The organism is Polymorphobacter sp., from assembly GCF_051860865.1.
GTDB lineage: Bacteria > Pseudomonadota > Alphaproteobacteria > Sphingomonadales > Sphingomonadaceae > Sandarakinorhabdus.
Genome location: NZ_JBIMKZ010000005.1, coordinates 22373 through 48173, shown reverse-complemented (window position 1 = coordinate 48173; position 25801 = coordinate 22373). Strand labels below are relative to the sequence as shown.

At 67.6% G+C, this 25801-nt stretch carries 19 protein-coding genes; 16 read left to right on the top strand and 3 right to left on the bottom strand.

The window, feature by feature from the left end; all coding sequences use genetic code 11:
* Positions 1 to 61 precede the first annotated feature (61 nt).
* Genes ACTIFJ_RS01985 through ACTIFJ_RS01965 form a run of 5 tightly spaced genes read left to right on the top strand, consistent with a single transcriptional unit; the run spans position 62 to position 7034 of the window.
* A complete protein-coding gene (locus ACTIFJ_RS01985) occupies positions 62 to 1450 on the top strand; it encodes a heavy-metal-associated domain-containing protein (protein ID WP_439532404.1) in 1389 nt (462 codons plus the stop codon).
* 8 nt (positions 1451 to 1458) lie between these two features.
* Entirely contained in the window at positions 1459 to 2643 is a 1185-nt protein-coding gene (locus ACTIFJ_RS01980; RefSeq protein ID WP_439532403.1) for an AI-2E family transporter, read from the top strand.
* On the top strand, positions 2640 to 3257 hold the full coding sequence (locus tag ACTIFJ_RS01975; RefSeq protein WP_439532402.1) for an HdaA/DnaA family protein: 618 nt from the start codon (positions 2640 to 2642) through the stop codon (positions 3255 to 3257). The genes ACTIFJ_RS01980 and ACTIFJ_RS01975 overlap by 4 nt, the downstream gene beginning before the upstream one ends.
* 46 nt (positions 3258 to 3303) lie before the next feature.
* The gene (locus tag ACTIFJ_RS01970; RefSeq protein ID WP_439532401.1) at positions 3304 to 5511 is read left to right on the top strand and encodes an RNA degradosome polyphosphate kinase; all 2208 of its coding nucleotides are present in this window, start codon (positions 3304 to 3306) and stop codon (positions 5509 to 5511) included.
* On the top strand, positions 5508 to 7034 hold the full coding sequence (locus ACTIFJ_RS01965; protein WP_439532400.1) for a Ppx/GppA phosphatase family protein: 1527 nt from the start codon (positions 5508 to 5510) through the stop codon (positions 7032 to 7034). Before ACTIFJ_RS01970 ends, ACTIFJ_RS01965 begins: the two co-directional genes overlap by 4 nt.
* On the opposite strand, the gene rnd is transcribed toward ACTIFJ_RS01965, so the two are convergent.
* The gene (gene rnd, locus ACTIFJ_RS01960; RefSeq protein WP_439532399.1) at positions 7031 to 8218 is read right to left on the bottom strand and encodes a ribonuclease D; all 1188 of its coding nucleotides are present in this window, start codon (positions 8216 to 8218) and stop codon (positions 7031 to 7033) included. The two genes, ACTIFJ_RS01965 and rnd, sit on opposite strands and share 4 nt — an antisense overlap.
* Before the next feature lie 100 nt (positions 8219 to 8318).
* On the opposite strand from rnd, the gene aspS reads away from it, so the two are divergent.
* Positions 8319 to 10100, top strand: coding sequence for an aspartate--tRNA ligase (gene aspS / locus ACTIFJ_RS01955; protein WP_439532398.1), 1782 nt, complete (start codon positions 8319 to 8321; stop codon positions 10098 to 10100).
* On the top strand, positions 10097 to 10897 hold the full coding sequence (locus ACTIFJ_RS01950; RefSeq protein ID WP_439532397.1) for a polyphosphate kinase 2 family protein: 801 nt from the start codon (positions 10097 to 10099) through the stop codon (positions 10895 to 10897). The genes aspS and ACTIFJ_RS01950 overlap by 4 nt, the downstream gene beginning before the upstream one ends.
* Here ACTIFJ_RS01950 and ACTIFJ_RS01945 read toward each other — a convergent pair.
* Positions 10883 to 12943 carry a transglycosylase SLT domain-containing protein gene (locus ACTIFJ_RS01945; protein WP_439532396.1) on the bottom strand — a complete coding sequence of 687 codons (2061 nt, stop codon included), beginning with the start codon at positions 12941 to 12943 and terminating at the stop codon, positions 10883 to 10885. The two genes, ACTIFJ_RS01950 and ACTIFJ_RS01945, sit on opposite strands and share 15 nt — an antisense overlap.
* Before the next feature lie 92 nt (positions 12944 to 13035).
* Between ACTIFJ_RS01945 and dapA the strand changes: the two genes are divergently transcribed.
* The 8 genes from dapA (at position 13036) to alaS (ending at position 22723) form a co-directional block, all read left to right on the top strand.
* Positions 13036 to 13926, top strand: a complete 891-nt coding sequence (gene dapA, locus ACTIFJ_RS01940) for a 4-hydroxy-tetrahydrodipicolinate synthase (RefSeq protein ID WP_439532395.1) — start codon at positions 13036 to 13038, stop codon at positions 13924 to 13926.
* Between the two features lies 1 nt (position 13927).
* Positions 13928 to 14410, top strand: coding sequence for an SsrA-binding protein SmpB (smpB, locus tag ACTIFJ_RS01935; RefSeq protein ID WP_439532394.1), 483 nt, complete (start codon positions 13928 to 13930; stop codon positions 14408 to 14410).
* Positions 14410 to 15066 (top strand): sulfite oxidase-like oxidoreductase, encoded by a 657-nt coding sequence (locus tag ACTIFJ_RS01930; RefSeq protein ID WP_439532393.1) that lies wholly within the window; start codon positions 14410 to 14412, stop codon positions 15064 to 15066. The genes smpB and ACTIFJ_RS01930 overlap by 1 nt, the downstream gene beginning before the upstream one ends.
* Complete coding sequence (locus ACTIFJ_RS01925) at positions 15029 to 16660, top strand: hybrid sensor histidine kinase/response regulator (RefSeq protein ID WP_439532392.1); 1632 nt, start codon at positions 15029 to 15031, stop codon at positions 16658 to 16660. The genes ACTIFJ_RS01930 and ACTIFJ_RS01925 overlap by 38 nt, the downstream gene beginning before the upstream one ends.
* An 86-nt stretch (positions 16661 to 16746) precedes the next feature.
* Positions 16747 to 17820 carry a recombinase RecA gene (gene recA / locus ACTIFJ_RS01920; protein ID WP_439532391.1) on the top strand — a complete coding sequence of 358 codons (1074 nt, stop codon included), beginning with the start codon at positions 16747 to 16749 and terminating at the stop codon, positions 17818 to 17820.
* 6 nt (positions 17821 to 17826) lie between these two features.
* Positions 17827 to 19200, top strand: a complete 1374-nt coding sequence (locus ACTIFJ_RS01915; protein ID WP_439532390.1) for a dihydrolipoyl dehydrogenase family protein — start codon at positions 17827 to 17829, stop codon at positions 19198 to 19200.
* A 10-nt stretch (positions 19201 to 19210) separates the two neighbouring features.
* Complete coding sequence (locus ACTIFJ_RS01910; RefSeq protein ID WP_439532389.1) at positions 19211 to 20053, top strand: class I SAM-dependent methyltransferase; 843 nt, start codon at positions 19211 to 19213, stop codon at positions 20051 to 20053.
* A gap of 27 nt (positions 20054 to 20080) precedes the next feature.
* Positions 20081 to 22723, top strand: coding sequence for an alanine--tRNA ligase (gene alaS, locus ACTIFJ_RS01905; protein WP_439532388.1), 2643 nt, complete (start codon positions 20081 to 20083; stop codon positions 22721 to 22723).
* Positions 22724 to 22735: 12 nt separating this feature from the next.
* Here alaS and ACTIFJ_RS01900 read toward each other — a convergent pair whose 3' ends face one another.
* Entirely contained in the window at positions 22736 to 23368 is a 633-nt protein-coding gene (locus tag ACTIFJ_RS01900; protein ID WP_439532387.1) for a TetR/AcrR family transcriptional regulator, read from the bottom strand.
* A 102-nt stretch (positions 23369 to 23470) separates the two neighbouring features.
* Here ACTIFJ_RS01900 and ACTIFJ_RS01895 point away from each other — a divergent pair, with 102 nt between their 5' ends.
* On the top strand, positions 23471 to 25735 hold the full coding sequence (locus ACTIFJ_RS01895) for a TonB-dependent receptor (protein ID WP_439532386.1): 2265 nt from the start codon (positions 23471 to 23473) through the stop codon (positions 25733 to 25735).
* The last annotated feature ends 66 nt before the right edge of the window (positions 25736 to 25801 follow it).

Genomic DNA, 25801 nt, shown 5'->3' with positions numbered 1-25801 from the left:
CACGTGCCCCGCGCACTTGCCTCTTGGCAGCAGGCTCAGGGCAGGCCAGAACGCCGGCTAGATGTCGCGCGCTCTCACTCCTCTTGTTCTCGTGCTGCTGCTGGCGCTGTCGGCGCAGCCGGCGGTGGCGCAGGCGCCGCCGCGCGTTCAGGCGCCCGAGGCAGCGGCGAGCGCCGGCAGCGCCTACAGCATCGGCGGCATCGCCGTCGATGTTTCGGCGTCGACGCCGCAGGCGGCACGGCTGGCCGGGTTCCGGCTCGCCCAGCGCAAGGCCTGGCCGCTGCTGTGGTCGCGGCTGACCGGCAACCCGGCGACGGCCGCGCCGCGCCTGTCCGATGGTCAGCTCGATGGCATTGTCTCGGGCATCGAGAGCCAGGGCGAACGCTTCTCGATGACCCGCTATATTGCCCGGCTGGCGGTGGTGTTCGACCGGTCCCGCGTCGTCGATTATTTCGGCGGCGTCACCTCGACACTGCAATCGCCGCCGATGCTGCTGCTGCCGGTCTGGATCGATGGCGGCGCCTCGGTGCTGTTCCAGCAGAAGACACCCTGGGCGGCGGCGTGGGCGCGGTTCCGCGAGAATGTGACGCCGCTCGATTATGTCGTGCCGCCCGGCTCAGCCGCCGACAATGTGCTGCTCACCGGTTTCCAGCTGCGCCGGCCCGAGCGCTCGACCTGGCGGACGTTGCTGACCCGCTATGACGCCGTCGATGTGCTGATTGCGGAGGCGCGGCTGGTGCGGCGCTGGCCCGGCGGGCCGCTGCGCGGCGAGTTCCTCGCCCGCCATGGCCCGGACGCGCAGCTGCTCGGCCGGTTCACGCTGACCGCCGACGACGATTCGGCTCTGCCGGCGATGCTCGACGAGGCGACCCGGCGGATCGATGAGATCTATGCCGAAGCGCTGCGCAGCGGCCAGCTTCAGGCCGAGGCCGGGCTCGCCGTCGATCTCGAACCGGTGATCGCCGCGCCGCCGTTCTTCGAATCGTCGGTGGCGGCCGGCACGGTGGTCGACGACCAGATCGTCAGCGGTCTCGAGATCGTCGTCGGCACGCCCGATTCGGCGAGCTACGGCGCCATCGAATCGGCGTTGCGGCGGGTGCCCGGGGTAATGAGCGTCGCCGTCACCAGCCTGTCGCTCGGTGGCAATTCGCGGCTGCTGGTCAGCTATGTCGGCGGCGAGCCGGCATTACGGGCATCGCTGGCGGCAAGCGGCCTTGCCCTGGGCAATGAGACGCCGCTGCCCGTGCTGCGCCGCGGGCCGGTCGTTGCCCTGCCTCCCGCTGCCGGCGGCACGCCCGCGCCGCCGGCGGCTCCCGGATCGTCGCCTCCTGGATCGTCCCCGCCGGCAGCATCAACGCTCCCATCGGCACCCGCATCGCCAGCGCCGGCATCGCCAGCACCGCCGCCGGCCGGTGCGCCCGCTAATCTGCTGCCGCCGCCGCGCTCGTGAGGACCCCGGTGAAACCACCTTCTGGCCAGGCCCCCGTGGTGCCGTTGCAACCCGAAAATCCTACGCCCGAGAATCCGGCGATGGGCCTCAGCCTCGCCGACCGGCTGAGCCTGCCGCGGATGCATTGGGTGTGGTTGCTGCTGCTGATCGGCTTGGGCGTACTGGCCTGGGCCTCGCGCAGCGTCGCCGGCCCGTTCATCGCTGGCTTCATCCTCGCCTATCTGCTCGATCCCGTCGCCACCCGACTGCAGCGCCTGGGCGGCGGCGGCCGGATCGGCCGCAGCGCGGCGTCGGCTCTGGTGCTGGTGCTGGCGATGTGCGCGCTGGTCGGGCTCATCCTCGCCAGCGCGCCGATCATCGAGGCGCAGATCGTCCAGCTGATCGAGCGACTGCCGGGATTGATCGACAGCACCCTGCCGCTGGCCCAGCGGCTGCTCCGGCAGAGCGGGGCGGCGGTCGATCTCAAGGGGCTGGTCGAGCAGATGGGAGGACGCGCTGTCGATTGGGCGACGACGGCGTTGGGCTCGCTGCTTTCGGGCAGCCTGGCATTCGTCAACGTGCTGAATTTCCTCGTCGTCACCCCGATCGTCGCCTTTTATCTGCTGCGCGACTGGGCCGGCATCCTGCGGCAGGTGGAAAGCTGGTGGCCGCGGCGTAACCTGCCGGAATTTCACAAGATTGTCCGCGATGCCGACACGGCGTTGGGTGGCTTCGTGCGCGGCCAGTCGATGGTCTGCCTGGTGTTGGCGGTGTTCTATGCGATCGGCTGGAGCCTGGTCGGGCTTGACTATGCGCTGGTGCTCGGCGTGCTCGCAGGCGTCTTCGGCTTCGTCCCGTTCCTCGGCGTTATCGTCGCGGTGGCACTGAGCCTGATGGTCGCCATCGGTCAATTTGGGCTCGATTGGGTCCAGCTTCTGCTGGTTTTCGGCGTGTTTCAGGTCGGACAGATCCTCGAAAGCGCCATTCTCACCCCCAATCTGATCGGCGACAGGATCGGCCTGCACCCGGTGTGGGTGCTGTTCTCGGTGTTTGCCGGCGGCGCCGTCGCCGGTCTCGCCGGGGTTTTCCTGGCGGTGCCGGTGGCCGCTGTCCTCGGCGTCGTCGTCCGCGCGGCACTCACCCACTACCGCCGAAGCAGCTTCTACGGCGGCTACCGCAGCGATGCCCCCCCGCCTGTCCCCCCGCCCGAATGATGACCCTGATCGAGCAGCCGCCGCTGCCGCTCGGCTGGGTGCCCCGGATGGGCGAGGCGGACTATTTCGTCTCGGACAGCAACCGCGCCGCCGTCCACTGGCTGTCGCGACCCACCGTCTGGCCGATGCCACGCTGCCTGATCCTCGGGCCGCCGGCATCGGGCAAGAGCCATCTCGCCGGCATGGTGGCGGCGCGAACCGGCGCCCGGCTGATCGAGGATGCCGACCGGCTGGATGACGGCGAGCCGCTGTTCCACGCCTGGAACGCCGCCACCGCCGAGCGGCCGCTGCTGATGACCGGGCGGGTTGTGCCGAAGCTCTGGGCGCACCGATTGCCCGATCTCGGCTCGCGGCTTGCGGCGACGCCGGTGGTCTGGCTGCCGGAGCCCGATGACGCGCTGCTCGCCGCCGTGCTGGCCAAGCGCTTCGCCGATCGCGGGCTGCGGGTGGCCGACGACGTCATCCAGTGGCTGGCGCTGCGGATCGAGCGGCGCTTTACGGCCGCCGGCGAGGCGGTCGATACGCTCGATGCGGTGGCGTTGGCCGAGCGCCGCGAGATCACCGTGCCGCTGGCGCGGGCCGCGCTCGAACATCAGCTGAGCCTCGAATTGTAACCATCCTGTAGTCGACGTCCGCGCGCCAACGGGCTAGGGTAGAGGCATGTCGACCCGGTCCAGCGCTCAGCCCAGCAAACCTCTGCCGCGGCGCGCCATCGCCGATGACACGGTCCGATACTTCAACCGCGAGCTGTCCTGGCTGGCATTCAATGACCGGGTGCTGGAAGAGGCGACCAATCTGTCGCATCCGCTGCTCGAGCGGCTGCGCTTCCTGTCGATCTCGGGCAACAACCTCGATGAATTCTACATGGTCCGCGTCGCCGGCCTGCGCGGCCAGGTGCGTGCCGGCATCGAGACCCGCAGTCCGGAAGGGATGACTCCGGCCCAGCAACTCGCCGCTATCGCCGACAAGGCCGATGCGCTGATGCGCGCCCAGCAGGCGGTATGGGGTGAGCTGGTCGACGAGCTCGGCCGCGCCAACTTCAAGATCATCGGCGAAGAGGCGCTGACCAATAGTGAACGCCAGTGGCTGGAGCGGCACTTCCTCGACCAGATCTTCCCGGTGTTGACCCCGCAGGCCATCGATCCCGCCCACCCGTTCCCGTTTATCCCGAACAAGGGATTCTCGCTGATCATGGAGCTGCGGCGGCTGTCAGACGACGAGCAGCTGCACGCGCTGCTGATGCTGCCGGCAATGCTGCCGCGCTTCATCCGCCTGCCGGGGGCGGCCGTGCGGTTCATCAGCCTGGAGAACACCATCCGGGCTTTCTTCGGACAATTGTTCCCCGGCTATGCGATGATCGGCCATGGCGCCTTCCGGGTGATCCGGGACAGCGACATCGAGGTGGAGGAAGAGGCCGAGGATCTGGTCCGCTACTTCCAGACCGCCTTGAAACGGCGGCGGCGCGGTGAGGTGATCCGACTGAAAATTGAGGTCGAGACGCCCCCCGTGCTGCTGGCGATGGTCCAGCAGGCGCTCGGCGTCGGCGAGCGCGACACCACCGCGGTCGAAGGCATCCTTGGCATTGCCGACCTTGCCGAGCTGGTCGAGGAGGACCGGCCCGATCTCAAGTTCGAGCCTTACACCCCGCGCTTTCCGGAGCGCATCCGCGAGCATGGCGGGGACTGTTTCGCCGCAATCCGCACCAAGGACATTGTCGTCCACCATCCGTACGAAAGCTTCGAGGTGGTACTGGCGTTCCTGCGACAGGCTGCCGCCGATCCGGACGTCATCGCCATCAAGCAGACGCTCTACCGCGCCGGCAAGAACTCGCCGATCGTCCGTACGCTGATCGATGCTGCCGAGGCCGGCAAGAGTGTCACCGCCGTCGTCGAGCTGAAGGCGCGGTTCGACGAGGAGCAGAATCTGGTCTGGGCCGCCGCGCTGGAGCGTGCCGGCGTGCAGGTCGTCTATGGCTTCGTAGAATGGAAGACCCACGCCAAGCTGAGCATGGTGGTACGCCGCGAGGGCTCCGAGATCCGCACCTATGTGCATTTCGGCACCGGCAATTATCATCCGGTGACGGCGCGCATCTATACCGATCTCAGCTTTTTTACCGCCGATCCAGTGCTCGCGCGCGATGCCGCCCAGGTGCTCAACTACATTACCGGCTATGTCCAGCCGACCAAGCTGGTGAAGATCGGCATGGCGCCGCTGTCGATGCGGGCCATGCTCTATGATCTGATCGATGCCGAGATCGCCAATGCCGAAGCCGGGCTCAAAGCCGAGATATGGGTCAAGCTCAATAGCCTCGTCGACCCCGGCATCATCGACAAGCTCTATGAGGCCAGCAACGCCGGCGTCGAGATCGAGCTGATCATTCGCGGCATTTGCTGCCTCCGGCCCGGCGTGCCAGGCCTATCGCAGAATATTCATGTCCGCTCGGTGGTCGGCCGCTTCCTTGAGCATAGCCGGATCTTCGTCTTCGCCAATGGCGAGGAGCTGCCGTCGCGCAAGGCCAAGGTGTATATCTCGTCCGCCGACTGGATGCCCCGCAACCTTGATCGCCGCGTCGAGGTGCTGGTGCCGATCGAGAACCCTACCGTCCATGCCCAGGTGCTCGACCAGGTGATGGTCGCCAACCTCAAGGACACCGAACAGAGTTGGCAGATGATGAGCGACGGCAGCTACAAGCGGCTGAAGGAAGCGCGCAGCAATTCATCCGAGCCACCGTTCAACCTGCATCGTTACTTCATGACCAATCCCTCGCTGTCCGGGCGCGGCGCGGCGCTGCGCACGGCCGGCGGCGTGCCCCGGCTGGTGCTGGACGACGAGCCCGACGCGGAAATCAGCGCGGAGGATGCCCGGTGACCGCCGAGCCGGCCCGTATCGTGCCGATCGTGGAACGGGCACGCGCCGCCCGAAATGCCGGCACCGGGCCGGTCGGGATCATCGACATCGGCTCCAATTCGGTGCGTCTGGTCGTTTACCAGGGCCGTAGCCGGGTACCCGTGACGATGTTCAACGAGAAGGTGATGGCCGGGCTCGGACGCGGGCTGGCCGCCAATGGCAGCCTCGGCAAGGGCGCCATGGACACCGCAGTGTCGGCGCTGGCGCGGTTTCGTGCGCTCAGCGATTCGATGCAGCTGGACAGCTTGCGCGTGGTCGCGACGGCGGCGGTGCGCGAGGCAAATAACGCCGACATCTTCATCGCCCGGGTGCGCGCCGAATGCGGGCTGGACATCGAGACAATCAGCGGTGCCGACGAGGCGCGCGGCGCGGCGCTCGGCGTCATCTCGGGTATCCCGATGGCCGACGGCGTCGTTGGCGACCTCGGCGGCGGCTCGCTGGAGCTGGTCCGCGTCCATGGCGGCCAGACGCACCAGCAAATCTCGCTTCCGATCGGCGCCCTGCGATTGGAAGCGGTGCGCCGCACCAAGAGCCGGGCGCTGGCGCCGTTTATTCGCAAGGCGCTCGACCGGGTCGGCTGGGCGGACGAAGGCAAGGGGCTGCCGTTCTACATGGTCGGCGGCTCGTGGCGGGCGCTGGCGCAACTGCACATGCACCTGCACGACCATCCGCTGCCGATCGTCCATCATTACGAAATGCCGGCATCGGCCCCGGCCTCGCTGGTGCGGACGCTGTCGCATATCGCCCCCGCCCAGCTCAAGCTGGTGCCCAATCTGTCGACGTCGCGGCTGCCGTCGCTGCCCGGCGCGGCGATGCTGCTGGCCGCCGTGGTCAAGCGACTGGGCTGTTCGTCGGTCATCGCTTCGGGCTTCGGGCTGCGCGAGGGCCTGCTCTATGACCAGCTCACGCCCGACGAGCAGGCGCTCGATCCGCTGGTCACCGCGGCGCGCAGCGAAGGCGCGCGCCAGGGCCGCTTCCCCGAGCATGGCGACATGCTGTTCGACTGGATCGACGGGCTGTTCGGCAACGACGAGACGGAGGCGCTGCGGCGCATCCGGCTGACCGCCTGCCTGCTTTCCGACATCGCCTGGCGCGCCCACCCCGATTTCCGTGCCGAGCGCGGCGTCGATGCGGCGTTGCACGGCAATTGGGTCTCAATCACCGCCGCCGAGCGCGCCATGCTGGCAGCAGCGCTGCATTTCTGCTTCGGCGGATCGCCCACCGCCCCTGTGCTGGAAATCCTCGCCCGGCTAGCTCCGGAAGCCGAGCTGCTGCGTGCCCGCCACTGGGGACTGGCGTTGCGCCTTGGCCAGCGGCTCGCCGGCGGCACCGCCTCGGCGCTGGAAGACAGCCGGTTGCTGCGGCAGGACGGCGCGATCCTGCTCGCGCTGCGCAATCCGGCACTGGCCGGTGATGCTGTGCAGCGACGCCTGAAGACGCTCGGAAGCGTGCTCGGGCTCGAGGCCCGCGTCGTCGCCGGCTAGACGTTCGCCGCTTCGCGGATCTGTTCCAGCCGCGTCATCACCATCTTGCCCGCGACGACGCTGAACGCCGTCCGACCCTCGACCAGCGCTAGCGCGTCATCACCGAAGATCTCGCGCCGCCAACCGTGCAGCATCGGCAGCCCGTCGCGCACGCCCGCGGCCAGCGCATCAAGCTCGTCGCCGCGCACGATCAGCCGCGGCGCCACGCCGGCTTCCTTCGAGCGGACCTTGAGCAGCAGTTTGAGCAGGTCCGCCACCAGCGCGCCATCGCTGCTGAGGCCCGGGCGCTGCGGCTCGCGCGCCGGCATTTCATCGGGGGACAGCGGTGCCGCATCGGCCAGCGCCCGCATCAGCCGCTCGCCAATGGCATTGCTGGCCCAGGCCGAAGACAGGCCGCGCACCCGCGCCAGATCAGCCTGTTGGCGCGGCGGCGAGCCGGCGAGATCGCCCAGCGTCTCGTCCTTGACGATTCGACCGCGCGGCACGTCCTTGTCCTGCGCTTCCAGCTCGCGCCAGCGGGCCAGCGCCTTCAGCCGACCCAGAACCTCGGCCTTGCGGCTGGGCAGCCGCAGTCGGGTCCAGGCCTTTTCGGGATCATTGGCATAGGTGGCGGGGTCGGAGACGCGCGCCATTTCCTCGTCCAGCCAGCCGCCGCGCCCGGTCCGGCGCAGCTTGTCGAGCATCTTGGGGAACAGCGTGGCGAGATGGGTGACATCGCCGATCGCATAGTCGAGCTGCCGATCGTTCAGCGGCCGCCGCGCCCAGTCGGTGAAGCGCGCGCCCTTGTCGATCTGGATCCCGGCATAGGCGGCGACCAGGCTGGTGTAGCCGACCTGTTCGCCCAGCCCCAGCGCCATGGCGGCGACCTGGGTGTCGAACAGGGGGCTCGGCGTCTTGCCGGTCAGATTGTAGATGATCTCCAGGTCCTGCCCGCCGGCATGGAAGACCTTCAGCACCTCATCCTCGACCAGCAGCTTGAGCATCGGCGCTAGGTCGATGCCCGGCGCCTTGGGGTCAACGGCGCAAGCCTCGTCGACCGTCCCCAGCTGAATCAGGCAGAGGTCCGGGAAATAGGTCGTTTCGCGCATGAACTCCGTGTCCACCGCGACAAAGTCGGCAGTGGCCATACGGGTGCAAATGGCGGCAAGAGTCGAGGTGTCAGTCACCAGCGGGTGGATTCGCATAGGCTGACATAGCGCGACTGCAACGCTTGACAAAGCATGGAAGTGCGTGTGCATCCGCCACTCTCGATTGTTGTCCATTTTGTTGCCCGGAAACCCCATCATGCACGCCTACAGAACCCATGATTGCGCCGCGCTGCGCCTCGCCGATGTCGGCCAGACCGTCCGGCTTTCCGGTTGGGTGCACCGCAAGCGGGATCATGGCGGCGTGCTTTTTATCGACCTGCGCGACCATTACGGCCTGACCCAGATCGTCGTCGGCCCGTCTTCGCCGGCCTTCGAGGTGCTGGATCGGTTGCGCGTGGAATCGGTGGTCACCGTCACCGGCGAGGTGGTTGCGCGAGAAGGCGATACTGCCAACCGCAACCTCGCCACGGGCGAGATCGAGATCCGGGCCGCCGAAGTGATCGTCCAGTCGGCCGCCGCCGAGCTGCCGATGCCAGTCGCCGGCGATGCCGAATATCCGGAGGAGATCCGGCTCAAATACCGCTATCTCGACCTTCGCCGCGAGAAGCTGCACGCCAACATCATGCTGCGCTCGGGCGTCATCGCTTCGCTGCGCCGGCGGATGATGGGGCAGGGCTTCACCGAATTCCAGACGCCGATCCTCACCGCCAGCAGCCCCGAGGGCGCGCGAGATTTTCTTGTGCCGAGCCGCATTCACCCCGGCAAATTCTACGCGCTGCCGCAGGCGCCGCAGATGTTCAAGCAGCTGATGATGGTCGCCGGCTTCGACCGCTATTTCCAGATCGCGCCCTGTTTCCGGGACGAGGATGCCCGCGCCGACCGCTCCCCGGGGGAGTTCTATCAGCTCGATCTCGAAATGAGCTTCGTGACGCAAGATGATGTTTTTGCAGCCCTTGAGCCGGTTCTCGGCGGGGTCTTCGAAGAGTTTGCCGGCTTTGGCGGGCGTGATCCCTGGGTGGTGACGCCGGGGCCGTTCCCGCGCATTCCCTACGCGGAGTCGATGCTCAAATATGGTTCGGACAAGCCCGACCTGCGCAATCCGCTGGTGATTCAGGATGTCTCCGAGCATTTCCATGGCTCGGGCTTCGGGCTGTTCGCCAAGCTGGTCGAGCAGGGGCTTGCGGTGCGGGCGATCCCGGCGCCGGGCACCGCCGATAAGAGCCGCAAGTTCTTCGACGACATGAACGAATGGGCGCGGGGCGAGGGCCATGCCGGGCTCGGTTATGTGACGCGCAAGGGCGGCGAGTTCGGTGGGCCGATCGCCAAGAACCATGGCGAGGCCGGCATGCTGGCGATTTACGAGGCGCTCGGCCTCGGACCTGACGATGGCTGCTTCTTCGCCGCCGGCAAGCCGCTGGTGGCGGCCAAGCTGGCCGGCCAGGCCCGCACCCGCGTCGCCGAGCAGCTGGGGCTGATCGAGCAGAATGTCTTCAAGCTGTGCTGGATCGTCGATTTCCCGATGTTTGAGGCGGACGAGGAGACCGGCCGCATCGATTTCAGCCACAATCCCTTCTCGATGCCGCAGGGCGAGTTGGAGGCGCTGGAAACCAAGGATCCGCTCGATATCCTTGCCTATCAATATGATATTGTCTGCAATGGCGTCGAGCTGTCATCCGGGGCGATCCGCAATCACAAGCCGGAGATCATGTACAAGGCTTTCGAGATCGCCGGTTATACCCAGGCGCAGGTTGACGAGAACTTCTCCGGCATGATCAATGCCTTCAAGCTCGGCGCGCCGCCGCATGGCGGGTCGGCGCCGGGCGTCGACCGTATCGTCATGCTGATTGCCGACGTGCCGAATATCCGCGAGGTAGTGATGTTCCCGATGAACCAGAAGGCCGAGGACCTGATGATGGGCGCGCCCGGCCCGGTCAGCGCCAAGCAGCTGCGCGAGCTGCATATCCGGACGGTCGAATGAGCCTGCGGCTGGACGCGTACGAGACCGGCGCCGAGCTGGGTCGCGAGGCCTATGAGGCACAGCTGGAGACGCTCCAGCACCGTCTGGAACTCGTCCAGGCCGCTTACATCAACCAGGGGCTGAAGGCGGCGATCGCCGTCGAGGGCTGGGATGCGGCGGGCAAGGGCGGCATGATCCGCCGCCTCGTGTCGCCGCTCGATCCGCGCTACGCCAAGACCTGGTCGATCGCCGCCCCGTCGGTGGGTGAACTGGCCCATCATTATCTCTGGCGCTTCTGGCAGCGGCTGCCCGGGACGCGCGAGATCGCCATCTTCGATCGCAGCTGGTACGGCCGGGTGCTGGTCGAGCGGGTCGACGCGCTGACCTCCGAGCCGGTGTGGAAGCGCGCCTATGACGAGATCAACGATTTCGAAGCCCTGCTCGCCGCCGATGGCATGCGCATCGTCAAGCTGTTCCTGCATGTGACGCAGGACGAGCAGGACAAGCGCCTGCTTGAGCGGCTGGAAACGCCATGGAAACGGTGGAAGACCGGGGTCGACGACTATCACAATCGCAGCCAGCGCAAGGCCTATATGGCCGCCTATCACGACATGTTCGACTTCTGCTCGACCAGGATCGCGCCCTGGACGATTATCGAAGCCAATGACAAGAAATACGCCCGTATCAAGGCTTTGGAGACTGTTATTGATGCTCTTTCGGAAGGTGTCGACCTCTCCTATCCGGATGTGCCCGACGCCGTGATGGCGGCCGCGGAAAAGGCGCTGGGAAAGCGAGCCCGGGACTCAGCCGGGCGTTGACTTGCCCAACCAGCGGCTGAGGGGCGTCGCCGTCTGCGGCAGGCCGAGACGCTGCTCATAGACCACGGCATTCTCCAGCACACGCTGCACATAGTTGCGCGTTTCCGAGAACGGGATGGCCTCGATCCAATCGACGATGTCGACGCTCGGCGCACGCGGATCGCCATTCTGGGTTATGAACTTGCGGGCGTTGCCCGGCCCGGCATTATAGGCAGCAACGGCAAGGACGTCGCTGCCGAAGGTATCACGCATCCTCAGATAATAGGCGCTGCCCAGCGTTACATTGTAAACTGGATCGGTGAACAGCCGCTCCGTCGAAACCGGCATGCCGATCTTGCCGGCAGTCTCGGCCGCGGTGCCCGGCAACAGCTGCATCATCCCGCGTGCATTGGCCGGCGAGCGGGCGGTACGATCGAACTGGCTTTCCTGCCGGGTGATAGCGTGGATGATCACCTGCCGGCTGGCGAGGCTTTCCGGTAGCGGCAGCATCGGCCACCCGGCCTCATAAAGCGGAATCCCGGCATCGATGCCGACCCCGGCCTCGCCCAGGCCGCGCAGCGCCTTGGAAGCGTTGACGCCGAGATCGAGCCGCCCCAGCATCGGCGCCAGCCCGGCGATCAGCGCATGATCCTCGGGCGTGACGGCGCTGCCGACGATCGCGCGCAGGAACAGCAGCTGGCGGTCGCGGTCGTCGAGCCCGCCCAGTGCCTCGGCGGCACGGACCAGCGGCCGGGCCCGGAAGGTGCTCTGGGCGTTGGGATCGATCAGCGGGGCCGGCGAGATGCGCAGTGCATAGGGCTGCCCCAGCCGCTCGATGGCCAGCTGACCATAGAAATAGTCCGGATGCCGCGCCGCCGCCGCATAGGCGCGGCGGGAGTCGGTACTACGGCCGGCGGCCTCATAGGCGCGGCCGGCCCAATAGTCGCCGCGGGACTGGCTGAGCGGGGTCTGCGCCGCCGCCCGGACATTCTCGAAATGCTTGGCCGCGTCGAGCGGCCGCGCCAGCTTGCGCAGCGCCAGCCAGCCGGCCAGCCACTCCAGGTCGACATAGACCTGCCGTTCGGACAGGCTGCGCTCGATCACCGCGGTTCGCGGGGCATAGCTGTTGTGGGTCGCCATCAGCGCATAGGCGGTGCCGGGGTCGCCGGCGCGCCAGGCGGCGCGGCCGAGTTCGAGCCGGGTTGCCATCCATTGCTGCGGATCGAAGATGCTGCCGGGCGTCGGCCGGCTGTCGATCAGCAGCCGATGCGCCTCGGCCAGGCGGTTGTTACGGCGCAGCCACATCGCCTCGTCGCGCACCAGCCCGGGATCGCGGCGCAGCGAAGCCGGCACGCCGTTCAGTCGCGCCTGGGCATCGGGCGAGTTGCCGCGTGTGCCGATGCGGGCGAGCAGCCATAGCCGCCTGTCCATGTCGAGGCGCGGCAATAGCCGCCCGGCGGCGGTGATCTGGCCGTTCCACAGCAGCCGCTCGGCGCGGCCAAGATGGTCCTCGGGACGCAGGACGGATTCGAATCCTTCGATCAGCGCTCGCTCGGTCTCCTCGTCGAGCCCGGCCGAATCCCAGGCATCGCGCGCCACGGCATTGGCGTCGTTGCGGCGTCCCTGCGCCAGCAGCGCCTCGGCCTTGCGCAACTTGGCAGCGGCCGAAAGCGGCTCGTTGCGGTCGAAATAGGCCAGCCGCTCGAGCGGCGGCACGTCCATCGTCATCGCCCGCTCGGCGTAGCGGCGAATGGCGAGCGACTGCGGAAAATCGGGATAGGTCGCCAGAAAGGCCGCATATTCGGAAAACGGCCCGCGATAATTCTCGCGGCGCAGCCGGTCCCAGGTCACTACTGCGTCGAGGATCGGCACCTGCGCGGCGGAAGCCAGCGGGCTGGCGGCGACGCCGTTGAAGCGTCCGGCGGCATTGTTGGCAAGGCGGGCGGTGTAGACCGCCCGGCTGGCATCGGAAATCTGGGGAGCCGAAATCTGGGCCGTCGTGATCTGGCCGGAGGCCGGGCTGGCGAGCACAACCGCCAACCCGAGTTTTGCAACGATACTGGACATGTCGGCCCTTAACTCCATATCACGCAGACGAAACAATGACGCGCAGCCTCCTGTCTAGGCGCTGGCGGCGCGCGGGTGAAGGCTCAGAGACGATGACGATCGATATTATGCGGCTGAGGGGCTCGATGCCCGCGCTGGTCACGCCGATGCGGGACGGCGCCGTGGACTTCGATACACTCGAGGCCTTTGTCGATTGGCAGGTCGCCGAGGGCAGCCACGGGCTGGTGCCGGTCGGCACCACCGGCGAATCCCCAACGCTCAACCACGACGAACATTATGAGGTGATCCGCCGCACCATCGCCGTCGCCGCCGGCCGAGTGCCGGTAATCGCCGGCTGCGGCTCCAACGACACCGCCACCGCGCTTGCCCATATGGCGGCGTCCGAGGCGATGGGCGCCGATGCGGCGCTGGTTGTCGTGCCCTATTACAACAAGCCGAGCCAGGCCGGGCTGGTGGCGCATTTCACCCGGCTGGCCGAGGCGAGCCGCCTGCCGATCATCATCTACAACATCCCCGGCCGCTCGGTGGCGGACATGAGCGTCGAGACCATGGCCCAGCTCGCCCAGCTGCCGGGCATCATCGGCGTCAAGGACGCGACCGGCAACATTGCCCGCGTATCGGCGCAGCGATCGGCCTGCGGGGAGGGCTTCGTCCAGCTCTCCGGCAACGACGACATGGCGCTGGGCTTCAACGCCATGGGCGGCGTGGGCTGCATCTCTGTCACCGCCAATGTCGCGCCCCGCCTGTGCGCCGACCTGCAGAACGCCATGCTCGCCGGCGACTATGCGCGGGCGCTGGCGCTCAACGACCTGCTCTGGCCGCTCCACGCCGCGCTGTTCAGCGACGCCAGCCCCGGGCCGACCAAATATGCGCTGTCCCGGCTCGGCCGCATGCGCGGCGAGGTGCGGCTTCCGATCACAGAGCCGTCGCCGGCGTCGCGCGCCGCAGTCGACGCCGCGCTCGCCCATGCCGGCCTGATCTGAGATGGCACGCCCCAAGGGCAATGTCGGGGTCAAGGTCAAGATGGTCGCCGAGAACCGCCGGGCAAAATTCGAATATTTCATCGAGGATGTTGTCGAGGCCGGCATCGCGCTGGCCGGCACCGAGGTGAAGGCCTTGCGCGATGGCCAGGGCTCGATCGCCGAAGCCTATGCCGAGGTCAAGGACGGCCAGATCTGGCTGGTCAACGCCAATATCCCCGAGTTCAGCCACGGCAACCGCTTCAACCATGAGCCCAAGCGCCCGCGCAAGCTGCTGCTGCACGAGCGCGAGATCAACAAGATGGGCGGCGCCGTCGCCCGCGCCGGGATGACCTTGGTACCGCTCAGCATCTATTTCAACGATCGCGGCCGCGCCAAGGTCGAGCTGGCACTCGGCCGCGGCAAGAACCTCCACGACAAGCGCGAGACGATGAAGGAGCGCGACTGGAAGCGCGACGCGGCGCGGATCATGCGGGAGCGCGGCTGATGACCGACGAGGACGGCAAGCCCCGGGACAAGCTGGTGGCGATCAAACAGGCCTGGGCCGAGGCCGGCCGCCTGCTGACCGGCAAGCCCGATCCGGCGCGGGCCGAGCGGCTGCCGCCGGGCCAGCGGCTGGTCACCAACTGGCCGGTGCTCGATCTCGGCGTCCAGCCCGCCGTCTCGCGGGAGGATTGGGCGCTCGATGTCGATGGTGCCGTAGTCAACCCGCTGCGCTGGACCTGGGCGGACCTGATGGCCCAGCCCCAGGTCGAGAGCGTCTCGGACATCCACTGCGTCACCCAATGGTCGCGCTTCGACAATCGCTGGTCGGGCGTCTCCACCCAGCATCTGCTGTCGGTGGCGCAGCCGCTGCCCGGCGCCGCCCATGTCGTGCTGCACGGCTATGATGGCTATACCACCAATGTCCGGCTCGATCATTTCGCCGGCGACGATTGCCTGCTGGCGCACAGCCATGACGAGGCGCCGATCAGCCGTGTGCACGGCGGGCCGGTCCGCGTTATCATTCCGCAATGGTATCTGTGGAAATCAGCCAAATGGCTGAAACGGATCGAGATTCGGCGCGACGATTCGCCGGGATTCTGGGAGGTGCGGGGCTATCACAATGAAGGCGACCCCTGGAGCGAGCAGCGCTATCGCTGATCCGCCCGCCACGCCCACGGATTTCCTGCCCGGTCCATCGCCGCTCGGCTGGCCAGCGCCCTATGCCGAAGCCGATTCCAATCCCTGGATCGGCCAGCTGCTGGTCGGCCTGCCGCTCGCTGTCGCCGTGCTCGATGCCGAGGGCAGGATCCTTGCCGGCAACGAGGCGCTGGGCGCCACTGTCAATGCCAAGGCCTGGCGCGGTCTCGATCCCGTCAGCCTCGTCATCGAGGAGGACCGGGCGCTGTTTGCCGAAAGCATCCGTCAGGTCATCAAGGGTGGCGTCGCCCGCGCCGAAGCCCGGATCGCCTTGCTGGCGCGGCCCAATGAAAAGGTGCTTGCCCATATCGCCTGCGTGCCGCCCGGCCTCGGCGTTTCGGCGATGCTCGCGTTGCCCGACGTGCGCGAGCAGTTGCGGCTGGAAGCGCAGGTCCGGGCGGCGACGCGAATGCAGGCGGTCGGCCAGCTCGCCGGTGGCATCGCCCATGATTTCAACAACATCCTCACCGCTGTGCTGGCGCTGTCGGACCAGATTGCCGAGCGTAACCGCCCCGGCACCCCGGACGGTGACGCCGCCGCGCAGATCGGCATCAACGGCCGGCGGGCGGCGGCGCTGGTGGCGCAGCTGCTGGCCTTCGCCCGCCGGCAGCCACAGCGCCCGCAGCTGCTCGATCTCACCGATTTGCTGCGCGGACTGGAGCCGCTGCTCCGCCAGCTGGTTGGCAAGCGCGCGCGGATGTCGCTCAGTGATCGCCGGCTGCCGGCGATGGTGCGTGCCGATCCCGGCCAGATCGAGCAGGTGATCGTCAATCTTGTCGTCAATGCCCGCGATGCGATTGCTGCCACTGGCAGCGGCAAGGGCCAGCTCGATGTCCTGCTGTCGATGGTTCCGGCGCACGAGGTGCCGGCGCTCGGCCAGCCGATCATGCCGGTGGTCGATCATGTCGCGCTCGAGGTTCATGATACCGGCACCGGCATCCCTGCGGATATTGCCGGCAAGATCTTCGAGCCGTTCTTCACTACCAAGAAGATGGGGGAGGGGACCGGGCTCGGCCTGTCCACCGTCTATGGCATCGTCAAGCAGAGCAGCGGCTTTATCTTCGCCAAGCCCAGGCCCGGCGGCGGCACGGTGTTCAGTGTCTATCTGCCCGCCGTTGCCCGGCCGACCGAGCCGCCGCCGCCGCCGCCGGCCGCGCCGGCGGAGAAGCCGATGCTCAGCGGCCTTCGTCTGCTGATCTGCGAGGACGAGGACGCCATTCGCGAGATCCTGATGCGGGGCATGCGCCGGCATGGCCTGTTCGTGGAGGCGGTCTGCGACGCCGATCTGGCGCTGGCGGCGCTGGCCAGCGGCACTCGCTTCGATGCCTTGTTGACCGATGTGATGATGCCCGGCGTCGACGGGGTCGAGCTGGCCCGCCGGGCCCAGGCCGAGCATCCGGCGCTGGCCGTGCTGCTGATGTCGGGCTTCGCCGAGCCGCCGCTGCACGAGGCCGCCGCCACTGCCGGCATCGGCTTCATCGCCAAGCCGTTCACCTTCGACGAGCTGCTCGCGGGCCTCGCCGACGCCGTGGAACAGGCCCGGCCGAAATTTTGATGTTCCACACTTGTTCTTGTGGAACGAACCGTGTACGACATCGTCATTGACGGAATGAGCCAGTTGTTTACGAAAGGTATGGGGTCATGGCGGCAAGTCTCAAGGTACTGGATGGCGGCATGAGTGGAACGGATCGGGCCAAGGCCCTGGAAGCGGCGCTGGCGCAGATTGATCGGGCCTTCGGCAAGGGCTCGGTGATGAAGCTCGGCTCGCGCGAGACGATGGAAGTCGAGGCGGTGTCCACCGGCTCGCTCGGCCTCGACATTGCGCTCGGCATCGGTGGCCTGCCGCGCGGCCGGGTGATCGAGATCTATGGCCCGGAAAGCTCGGGCAAGACCACGCTGGCGCTGCACGCTATTGCCGAGGCGCAGAAGACCGGCGGCACCGCCGCCTTCGTCGACGCCGAACACGCGCTCGATCCCGCCTATGCCAAGAAGCTCGGCGTCAACATCGATGAGCTGATCGTCTCGCAGCCCGATACCGGCGAACAGGCGCTGGAGATCGTCGACACGCTGGTGCGCTCGAACGCCGTCGACGTGCTGGTCATCGATTCGGTCGCCGCGCTGGTGCCCCGCGCCGAGATCGAGGGCGAGATGGGGGACAGTCATGTCGGCCTTCAGGCCCGCCTGATGAGCCAGTCGCTGCGCAAGCTCACCGGCTCGATCAGCCGATCGCGCTGCATGGTCATCTTCATCAACCAGCTGCGCATGAAGATTGGTGTGATGTACGGCAATCCGGAGACGACGACCGGCGGTAATGCGCTCAAATTCTATGCCTCGGTACGTCTCGATATCCGCCGCACCGGCCAGATCAAGGACCGGGACGAGGTGGTCGGCAACACCACCCGCGTCAAGGTCGTCAAGAACAAGGTGGCGCCGCCGTTCAAGCAGGTCGAATTCGACATCATGTACGGCGAGGGCATCTCCAAGCTCGGCGAGATTCTCGATCTCGGCGTCAAGGCCGGCGTGGTCGAAAAGTCCGGCTCCTGGTTTAGCCATGATTCGGTGCGGATCGGCCAGGGCCGCGAGAACGCCAAGAAATATCTGCGCGACAACCCGGAAATGGCCGCCAAGATCGAGAAGATCATCCGCGCCAATTCGGCCGGCATTTCCGATGCGCTGATGGCCGGTCCGGACGAGGACAGCGGCGAAGACGCATGATGCCCAATGGCTGAGGCGCCGGCGGCCGACCGCTATGATCTGGTGGTCATCGGCGCCGGCGCCGCCGGGCTGGTGACCGCCGGTGGCGCCGCCCAGCTGGGCGCCCATGTCCTGCTCGTCGAGCAGCACCGGCTCGGCGGCGAATGCCTGTGGACCGGCTGCGTGCCGTCCAAGGCGATGATTGCCACTGCCGCGCGCGGCGGAAAGGGTTGGGCCGATGCCCGTGCCGCGCTCAATGCGGCGATCACCACCATCGAACCGCATGATTCGCTCGAGCGCTTCCGCGGTTTCGGCGTCGAGGTGGTGCAGGCCAAAGCCTGCCTCCTCGGCCGGGACCGTATCGACGTCGGCGGTCGCCGCGTCTCGGCTCGGCGCATCGTCATCGCCACCGGCCCCGACCCGGCAGTGCCGCCAATCCCCGGCCTTGCCGAACTGCCGTACCTGACCAACGAAAACCTCTTCGATCTCCCGGTCCAGCCCCACCACCTGCTGGTCATCGGCGGCGGCCCGATCGGCGTCGAGCTCGGTCAGGCCTTCGCCCGTCTCGGCACGGCGGTTACGATCGTCGCCAATGGCCCGCTGCTTGCCCGGCAGGATGCCGAGGCCGTAGATGTCGTCCGACGCCAGCTGGTCGCCGATGGCCTCACCCTGCACGAGAAGGCCACGATCGTCCGCGCCTCTGGTGCCGCTGAAGACCTGCGCCTCCACCTCGACGACGGCCGCGAAATCGCCGGCAGCCACATCCTAGTCGCCGCCGGCCGCAAGGCCCGTACCAAAGGCTATGGCCTGACCGAGGCCGGCGTCCGCACTGGCAAGAACGGCATCAGCACCGACGCCTGGCTGCGCACCTCCAACCCCCGCATCTATGCCATCGGCGATTGTCGCGAAGGGCCGCGCCTGACCCATGCCGGCGACCAGGATGCCCGCGCCGTCATCCAGAACGCGCTGTTCCCGTTCCGCAAGCGCAAGGATTACAGCGCCCTGCCGGCGGCGGTCTATTGCGATCCCGAACTGGCGCAGGTCGGCCAGACCGAAGCAGATGCTCGCGCCCAACACGCTGATATCAGCATCTACCGGCATGATTTCGACCACAATGACCGCTCGGTGACGGACGGCGACGCCCGCGGATTCGTCAAGATCGTCGCGCGCGGCAAGCGGGTGCTGGGCGTCACCATCGTTGGCGCCCATGCCGGCGAGCTGCTGGCGTTGGCCAGCTTCGCCGTCAGTGGCAAGCTCAGCCTCGCCGATCTCGCCGCCCAGACCTTCGCCTATCCCACGCTCGCCGAGGCCCTGCGCCATGCCGCCGAGCAGCCGGGCCAGGCCTTCCTCTTTTCGCCGCTGGTGCGCCGCCTGACGCGGCTGTTCCAGCGCCTGCCATGAGGGCTGCCCGATGAACGACGACATGCGCGACTATTGGAACGCCGATGCCGGCAACACCTGGGCAGACATGCAGGCCCGCATGGACCTGGCGCTGACCCCGGTCACCGCCGCGCTTTTCGATCTCGCCCGCCCCCAGCCCGGCGAGCGCGTGCTCGATATCGGCTGCGGCACCGGCGAGACGACATTGGCGCTGGCGGCGGCCGTCGGCGATGACGGCGACGCGCTCGGCGTCGACATTTCGCAGCCGATGCTGGCGGTCGCCGAGGCCCGTGCCGAGGCGCTCGACAGCTTGGCCGAGTTCCGGGACGCCGATGCCGCCACGCTCCCCGGCGCCGCCGACCGCGACCTGATCCTGTCGCGCTTCGGCGTGATGTTCTTCGACGATCCGGCCGCCGCCTTCGCCAATATCCGCAGCCATGCCGCGCCCGGCGCCCGCCTGTGCTTTGCCTGCTGGCGCACGCCGGCCGAAAACGGCTGGGCAACGATGGCGATGGACGCGGTCGCCGACCTGCTCCCGCCCGCCCCGCCGGCCGATCCGCACGCCCCCGGCCCCTTCGCCTTTGCCGATCCGGCCCGCATCGAGCAGATCCTCGAAGCCGCCGGCTGGTCCGACATCGCGCTCCACGCCCATGATTTCGGCATGGCGGTGGGGCAGGGCGACGATCCGCTTGGCGATGCCGTGGATTTCAGCCTGCGCATCGGCCCCGCCGCCCGCGCCGTCCGCGAGGGCGGGCCCGAGGTCGTCGCCGCAGCGCGCGAGGCGCTGGCACGTCTCTATGCCGGCCATGTCACCGACGACACCGTCTCGCTGCCCGCGGCGATATGGCTGGTGTCCGCGCGCCATATTGAGTGATGACAGGGAGTGGCCTAAGTCCCGATCATGATCTCATCCAACGACATCCGCCGCAGCTTCCTCGATCATTTTGGAAAGGCCGGCCATCGCATCGTGCCGTCGGCGCCGCTGGTGCCGCAGAACGACCCGACGCTGATGTTCGTCAACGCCGGCATGGTGCCGTTCAAGAACGTCTTTACCGGCCTTGAAAGCCGGCCCTACACCACGGCCACCTCGTCGCAGAAGTGCGTCCGCGCCGGCGGCAAGCACAATGACCTCGACAATGTCGGCTACACCGCCCGCCACCACACCTTCTTCGAAATGCTCGGCAATTTCTCGTTCGGCGACTATTTCAAGGACGTCGCCATCGAGCATGCCTGGTCGCTGCTGACCCGCGAATGGGGCCTGCCCGCCGACAAGCTGCTGGTCACCGTCTATCACACCGACGACGAGGCCGCTGCGCTCTGGAAGAAGATCGCTGGCCTCACCGACGACCGGATCATTCGCATCCCCACTTCCGACAATTTCTGGTCGATGGGGGATACCGGCCCCTGCGGCCCCTGTTCGGAGATCTTCTTCGATCACGGCGAGGGCATCCCAGGCGGCCCCCCGGGTAGCCCGGACGAGGACGGCGATCGGTTCATCGAGATCTGGAATCTCGTCTTCATGCAATATGAGCAGGTCGATCCCACCACGCGGCTCGACCTGCCGCGCCCCTCGATCGACACCGGCATGGGCCTTGAGCGGATCGCCGCCGTGCTCCAGGGCGTTCATGACAATTACGATACCGACACCTTCAAGGCGCTGATCGCCGCCAGCGAGGAGCGCACCCGCCCGTCCGACGACGCCACCCGCGCCTCGCACCGGGTGATCGCCGATCACCTCCGCTCGGCCGGCTTCCTCGTCGCCGATGGCGTGCTGCCGGCCAATGAGGGCCGCGGCTATGTGCTGCGCCGGATCATGCGCCGCGCCATGCGCCACGCCCATCTGCTCGGCGCCCCCGAGCCACTGATGCACCGTCTGGTGCCGGCGCTGGTCGGCCAGATGGGAGCGGCGTACCCGGAGCTGGTCCGCGCGCAGCCGCTGATCGAGGAAACGCTGCTACTCGAGGAAACCCGCTTCCGCCAGACGCTGGAGCGCGGCCTCGGACTGCTCGATACCGCCGTCCGCGACATCCCCGCCGGCGGTACGCTGCCCGGCGACGTTGCCTTCAAGCTCTACGACACCTATGGCTTCCCCTATGACCTGACCGAGGATGCGTTGCGCGCCCAGGGCCTCGGCGTCGACCGCGCCGGTTTCGAGGCGGCGATGGCCGAGCAGAAGCGCGCCGCTCGCGCCGCCTGGGCCGGATCGGGCGAAAAGGCCTCCGACAGCCTGTGGTTCGATCTCGTCGAGCAGCACGGCGCCACCGAATTCATCGGCTATGCCGGGCTGGAGGCGCAGGGCCAGGTCCTGGCGCTGGTCAAGGACGGCGCCCTCGTCGACACCGCCGAGGCCGGCGACACGGTGACGATCATCACCAATCAGACGCCATTCTATGGCGAATCCGGCGGCCAGGCAGGCGATTCCGGAACGATTACCAACGATACCGGGCTGGTTTTGACTGTTTCCGACACCGCAAAGCCGCTTGGCAAGCTTCATGCGCCGCAGGGCATTGTCGAATCCGGCCGCATCCAGGTCGGCGACACCGTCAACCTGTCGGTCGATGGCGTGCACCGCGCCGCCGTTCGCGCCAACCATTCGGCCACCCATCTGCTGCACGCCGCGCTGCGCCATCGGCTCGGCGGCCATGTCACGCAGAAGGGCTCGCTGGTGGCGCCGGACCGGCTGCGCTTCGATTTCTCGCAGCCGCGCCCGCTGACGCCCGACGACATCGCCGCCGTCGAGGCCGAGGTCAACGCCCAGATCCGTTCGAACCGTCCGGTTACCACCCGGCTGATGACCCCCGAGGCGGCGATCGAGGCCGGCGCGCTGGCGCTGTTCGGCGAGAAATATGGCGAGGAGGTCCGCGTCCTGTCGATGGGCGGCAGCGACGAGGCGATCTACTCGACCGAGCTGTGCGGCGGCACCCATGTCAACGCGCTCGGCGACATCGCGCTGTTCAAGATCGTCTCCGAATCCGCCGTCGCCAGCGGCGTGCGGCGCATCGAGGCGCTGACCGGCGAGGCAGCACGCCAGTATCTGGCCGAGCAGGAAAGCCGGCTGCGCGCCGCCGCCGCCACGCTCAAGGTCCGCCCGGACGAGGTGCCGGCGCGGGTCGAGGCCCTGACCGAGGAACGCAAGCGGCTCGAACGGGAACTCGCCGAAGCCAAGCGGGCGCTGGCGCTCGCCGGCCCCGCCCAGACGGCCGCCGGGCCGGAATCCATCAACGGCATCGGCTTCATCGGCCAGGTGCTCGAAGGGCTGGAGGCCAAGAGCCTGCGCGGCCTGGTCGACGAGGCCAAGGGCCGGCTCGGCTCGGGCGTCGCCGTGCTGGTGGCGGTCAATGACGGCCGCGCCTCGGTCGCCGTCGGCGTTACCGACGATTTGTCGGCAACGCGCTCGGCGGTCGAGCTGGTGCGATTGGCGTCGGCGGCGCTGGGCGGGCAGGGGGGCGGCGGCCGGCCGGACTTCGCCCAGGCCGGCGGCCCGGATGGCACCCGCGCCGCCGAGGCGGTGGCTGCGGTGCGCGAGGCGTTGCAGGCCGCCTGAGGCCGACCGAATCTAATCGCGCGCCGCCAATCCGTGGCTGATCAACTCGGCGGCGGCGGCGGCGACGCTTTCCGGATCGGTCTCGTCGTCCCAGACGCCGAAGCGCAGGCCGAGGAAGACGTTCATCCCCATGATCGCCCAGGCGCGGACTTGCATGTCGCCCTCCGACAGCTCGCCGCGCCCGAAGGCCTGGGTCAGCGATGAGGCATAGCCCTGGGCGATGTCATTATAATGCTTGCGATAGGCATCCTCGGCGACAAAGGCGCTCTCGTCGATGATCCGGTACAGCGCCTTGTGCTGGCGAACGAACCCGAGGAAGGCGGCGATGCCGGCGCGCTCGCCCGACAGCCGGTCAGGGGCGGCAAGGATCACCGGCGCGACCGTTTCGCGCACCTGCCGGCTCATGTCGGCGACGAGCGCGCGGAAGATCGCCTCCTTGCTGTCGAAATAGGTGTAGAAGCTGCCGATGGCGGCGCCGGCGCGCTGGGCGATGCGGGCGATGCCGGCTTCATGATAGCCACGCTCGCCGAACTCCTCCGCCGCCGCATCGAGCAGCGCCCTATGCGTGCGCAGGCCCCGGGCGGTGCGCGGCGGCGTGCGGGCGGCCTTGTGTTGTTTCGGTGACAGTGACGCGGCGTTTGTCATCGAGGCCCGTGTCCATAGTTGAATAGTGGTTCATGTTTCAGTATTGCATCAGGCGTGTGGCGGCGCAACCCGCAAGACCACGGGCCTTTGGGAGAGATGACCATGATGCGCAATCGTTCGATTCGTACGATTCTGGCAATGGGCGTGGCCATGTCCGCGCTCTCGGCAACGCCGACCTTCGCGCAGATCGCCGCCGGCATGGCCGAGGATGAGGAAATCATCGTCTCGGCCCGGCGGCGCGACGAGCGGCTGATCGACGTGCCAGTCGCCGTCTCGGCCTTCGGCCAGCGTGATCTGGAGCGGCTGCAGGCGGTCGATCTCTCCGGCCTGCAGGGCACGGCGCCGAACCTCAACATCGTCCAGGGCCGCGGCTCGGCCACCAGCGCCAACATCTTCATCCGCGGCATCGGCCAGCCCGATGCATTGCAGACCTTCGATCCGGCGGTCGGCGTCTATGTCGACGGCGTCTATCTCTCGCGCATCCAGGGCGCGCTGCTCGGCCTCAATGATGTCGAGCGCATCGAGGTGCTGCGCGGGCCGCAGGGCACGCTCTATGGCAAGAACACCATCGGCGGCGCCATCAGCATCGTCTCGCGCAAGCCCGATCTGAACGTGCTCACCGGCCAGGGCTCGGCGCTCTATGGCAGCTTCAACCAGATTCTGCTCAACGGCTATGTCTCGGCGCCGCTCGTCGCCGACAAGTTGGCGCTGTCCGTCGCCGGCCAGTACGACAAGCGCGATGGGCTGGTCACCGATCCTCGCACCGGCCGCAAGTATAACGACCGCGATTCGCTGACCGGCCGCGCTATCCTGCGCGCCAAGCCCAGCGAGCGTCTCGAACTGATCCTCTCCGGCGACTATACCCGCCAGCGCAACGAACTGACGCTCGGCTATGCCACCGCGCCGCTGACCGGCGTCCGCCCGATCCGGGCTAATCCCTACGGTGACTATGATTACAAGGCCTCGACTAGCTTCACCGGCGACGAGGGCCAGCGGCTCGACCATTGGGGCTTGTCGCTGACCGCCAATCTCGAGGTGTCGGACGCCATCACCCTGTCCTCGATCACCGCCTATCGCAAGCTGCGGCCCGACCTCTTCATCGACATCGACGCCACCGAGGCCGAGCTCGGCGATGTCTTCGTCGGCATTGCCCAGGAGCAGTTCAGCCAGGAACTCCAGCTGAAATGGAACACCGATCGTTTCAGTGGCGTCGTTGGCCTCTATTATCTCGATGAGGTCGTCCGCTCGCACCAGGAGGCCTATGCCGACGATCTGCTCGGCATCCCGTTCCTGCGGTTCATCGACGATCGCCAGCGCACCCGCAGCTACGCCGCCTTCGGCCAGGCCACCTATGATTTCACCGACCAGTTCGCGATCACCGCCGGCCTGCGCTACACCCATGAGGACCGCGAATATGACCGGCTGACCACGGTCGCCACCAGCCCGCTGTTCCAGGCACTGTTCCCGCCGTTCAGTTTCCCCGGCAGCCTGCCGGCGCCGTTCAACAATGACAACAAGGCCAGCTTCGGCGCCTGGACGCCGACCCTCACCCTGTCCTTCAAGCCGACGCCCGACACCTTGCTCTATGGCTCGGCCTCGCGCGGCTTCAAGTCCGGCGGCTTCAACGGCCGCGCCAATTCGATCAACGACCTCACCGTCGTCGTCGGCGGCGTGCCGACCATCGTCACCCAGTTCCGCCCGGAAACCGTCTGGACCTATGAAGGCGGCGCCAAGGGCAGCTTCCTCGATGGCCGCGTCCGCCTGTCGGCAAACGCCTTTCTCAGCGACTACAAGGATTTCCAGGCCCGTGTCGGCGGCGGCTCGCTCGCCGTTTTCCCGGTGCTGAACGCCGGCCAGCTGCGGATCTGGGGCGTCGAGGCCGAGGCCGCCGTCCGACCGACCGACCGCTGGAACGTCCGGGCCTCGTTCGGCTATCTCAATGCCGAATATCGCGAGTTCAACGACGGCCGCCGCCCGCCGACCTTCTCCTGCAACCCCACCGGCAACGCCGTGATCTGCGAGCCCGCCTTCGCCCCGCCGATCACCTTCACCCTCGCCAGCGACTATACCCTGCCGCTCGGCAGCGCCGGCAGCCTGACCTTCGGCGGCGATGCCCGCTTCGTCGACGCGCACTTCCTCTCGGTGGACAACCGGCCCAACCTGCGCGAACCCGGCTACTGGCTCGCCAACGCCTATGTCCAGTTCGATGCCGCCGGCGGCGCCTGGTACCTGCGCGGCGGCGTCAAGAACCTCTCCGATGCCCGCTACCGCACCGACGGCCAGGAGTTCAGCTCGGTCGGCAACATCCAGACCGTCTATTTCGGCGATCCGCGGACGTGGAATGCGACGGTGGGGTTCCGGTTCTAGGGCAGGGGCCTCCGGCGGCTGGGGGCTAAGCCCCCAGCCCCCATGAACGCGCATAGCCAACGAAGT

Excerpts from the sequence above, each read along its gene's own strand:
- ACTIFJ_RS01985 (WP_439532404.1), top strand. The coding sequence starts at position 62 with ATGTCGCGCGCTCTCACTCCTCTTGTTCTCGTGCTGCTGCTGGCGCTG.
- ACTIFJ_RS01975 (WP_439532402.1), top strand. The coding sequence starts at position 2,640 with ATGATGACCCTGATCGAGCAGCCGCCGCTGCCGCTCGGCTGGGTGCCC.
- ACTIFJ_RS01970 (WP_439532401.1), top strand. The coding sequence starts at position 3,304 with ATGTCGACCCGGTCCAGCGCTCAGCCCAGCAAACCTCTGCCGCGGCGC.
- rnd (WP_439532399.1), bottom strand. The coding sequence starts at position 8,218 with ATGCGAATCCACCCGCTGGTGACTGACACCTCGACTCTTGCCGCCATT.
- aspS (WP_439532398.1), top strand. The coding sequence starts at position 8,319 with ATGCACGCCTACAGAACCCATGATTGCGCCGCGCTGCGCCTCGCCGAT.
- ACTIFJ_RS01950 (WP_439532397.1), top strand. The coding sequence starts at position 10,097 with ATGAGCCTGCGGCTGGACGCGTACGAGACCGGCGCCGAGCTGGGTCGC.
- ACTIFJ_RS01945 (WP_439532396.1), bottom strand. The coding sequence starts at position 12,943 with ATGTCCAGTATCGTTGCAAAACTCGGGTTGGCGGTTGTGCTCGCCAGC.
- dapA (WP_439532395.1), top strand. The coding sequence starts at position 13,036 with ATGACGATCGATATTATGCGGCTGAGGGGCTCGATGCCCGCGCTGGTC.
- smpB (WP_439532394.1), top strand. The coding sequence starts at position 13,928 with ATGGCACGCCCCAAGGGCAATGTCGGGGTCAAGGTCAAGATGGTCGCC.
- ACTIFJ_RS01930 (WP_439532393.1), top strand. The coding sequence starts at position 14,410 with ATGACCGACGAGGACGGCAAGCCCCGGGACAAGCTGGTGGCGATCAAA.
- ACTIFJ_RS01925 (WP_439532392.1), top strand. The coding sequence starts at position 15,029 with ATGAAGGCGACCCCTGGAGCGAGCAGCGCTATCGCTGATCCGCCCGCC.
- recA (WP_439532391.1), top strand. The coding sequence starts at position 16,747 with ATGGCGGCAAGTCTCAAGGTACTGGATGGCGGCATGAGTGGAACGGAT.
- ACTIFJ_RS01915 (WP_439532390.1), top strand. The coding sequence starts at position 17,827 with ATGGCTGAGGCGCCGGCGGCCGACCGCTATGATCTGGTGGTCATCGGC.
- ACTIFJ_RS01910 (WP_439532389.1), top strand. The coding sequence starts at position 19,211 with ATGAACGACGACATGCGCGACTATTGGAACGCCGATGCCGGCAACACC.
- alaS (WP_439532388.1), top strand. The coding sequence starts at position 20,081 with ATGATCTCATCCAACGACATCCGCCGCAGCTTCCTCGATCATTTTGGA.
- ACTIFJ_RS01900 (WP_439532387.1), bottom strand. The coding sequence starts at position 23,368 with ATGACAAACGCCGCGTCACTGTCACCGAAACAACACAAGGCCGCCCGC.
- ACTIFJ_RS01895 (WP_439532386.1), top strand. The coding sequence starts at position 23,471 with ATGATGCGCAATCGTTCGATTCGTACGATTCTGGCAATGGGCGTGGCC.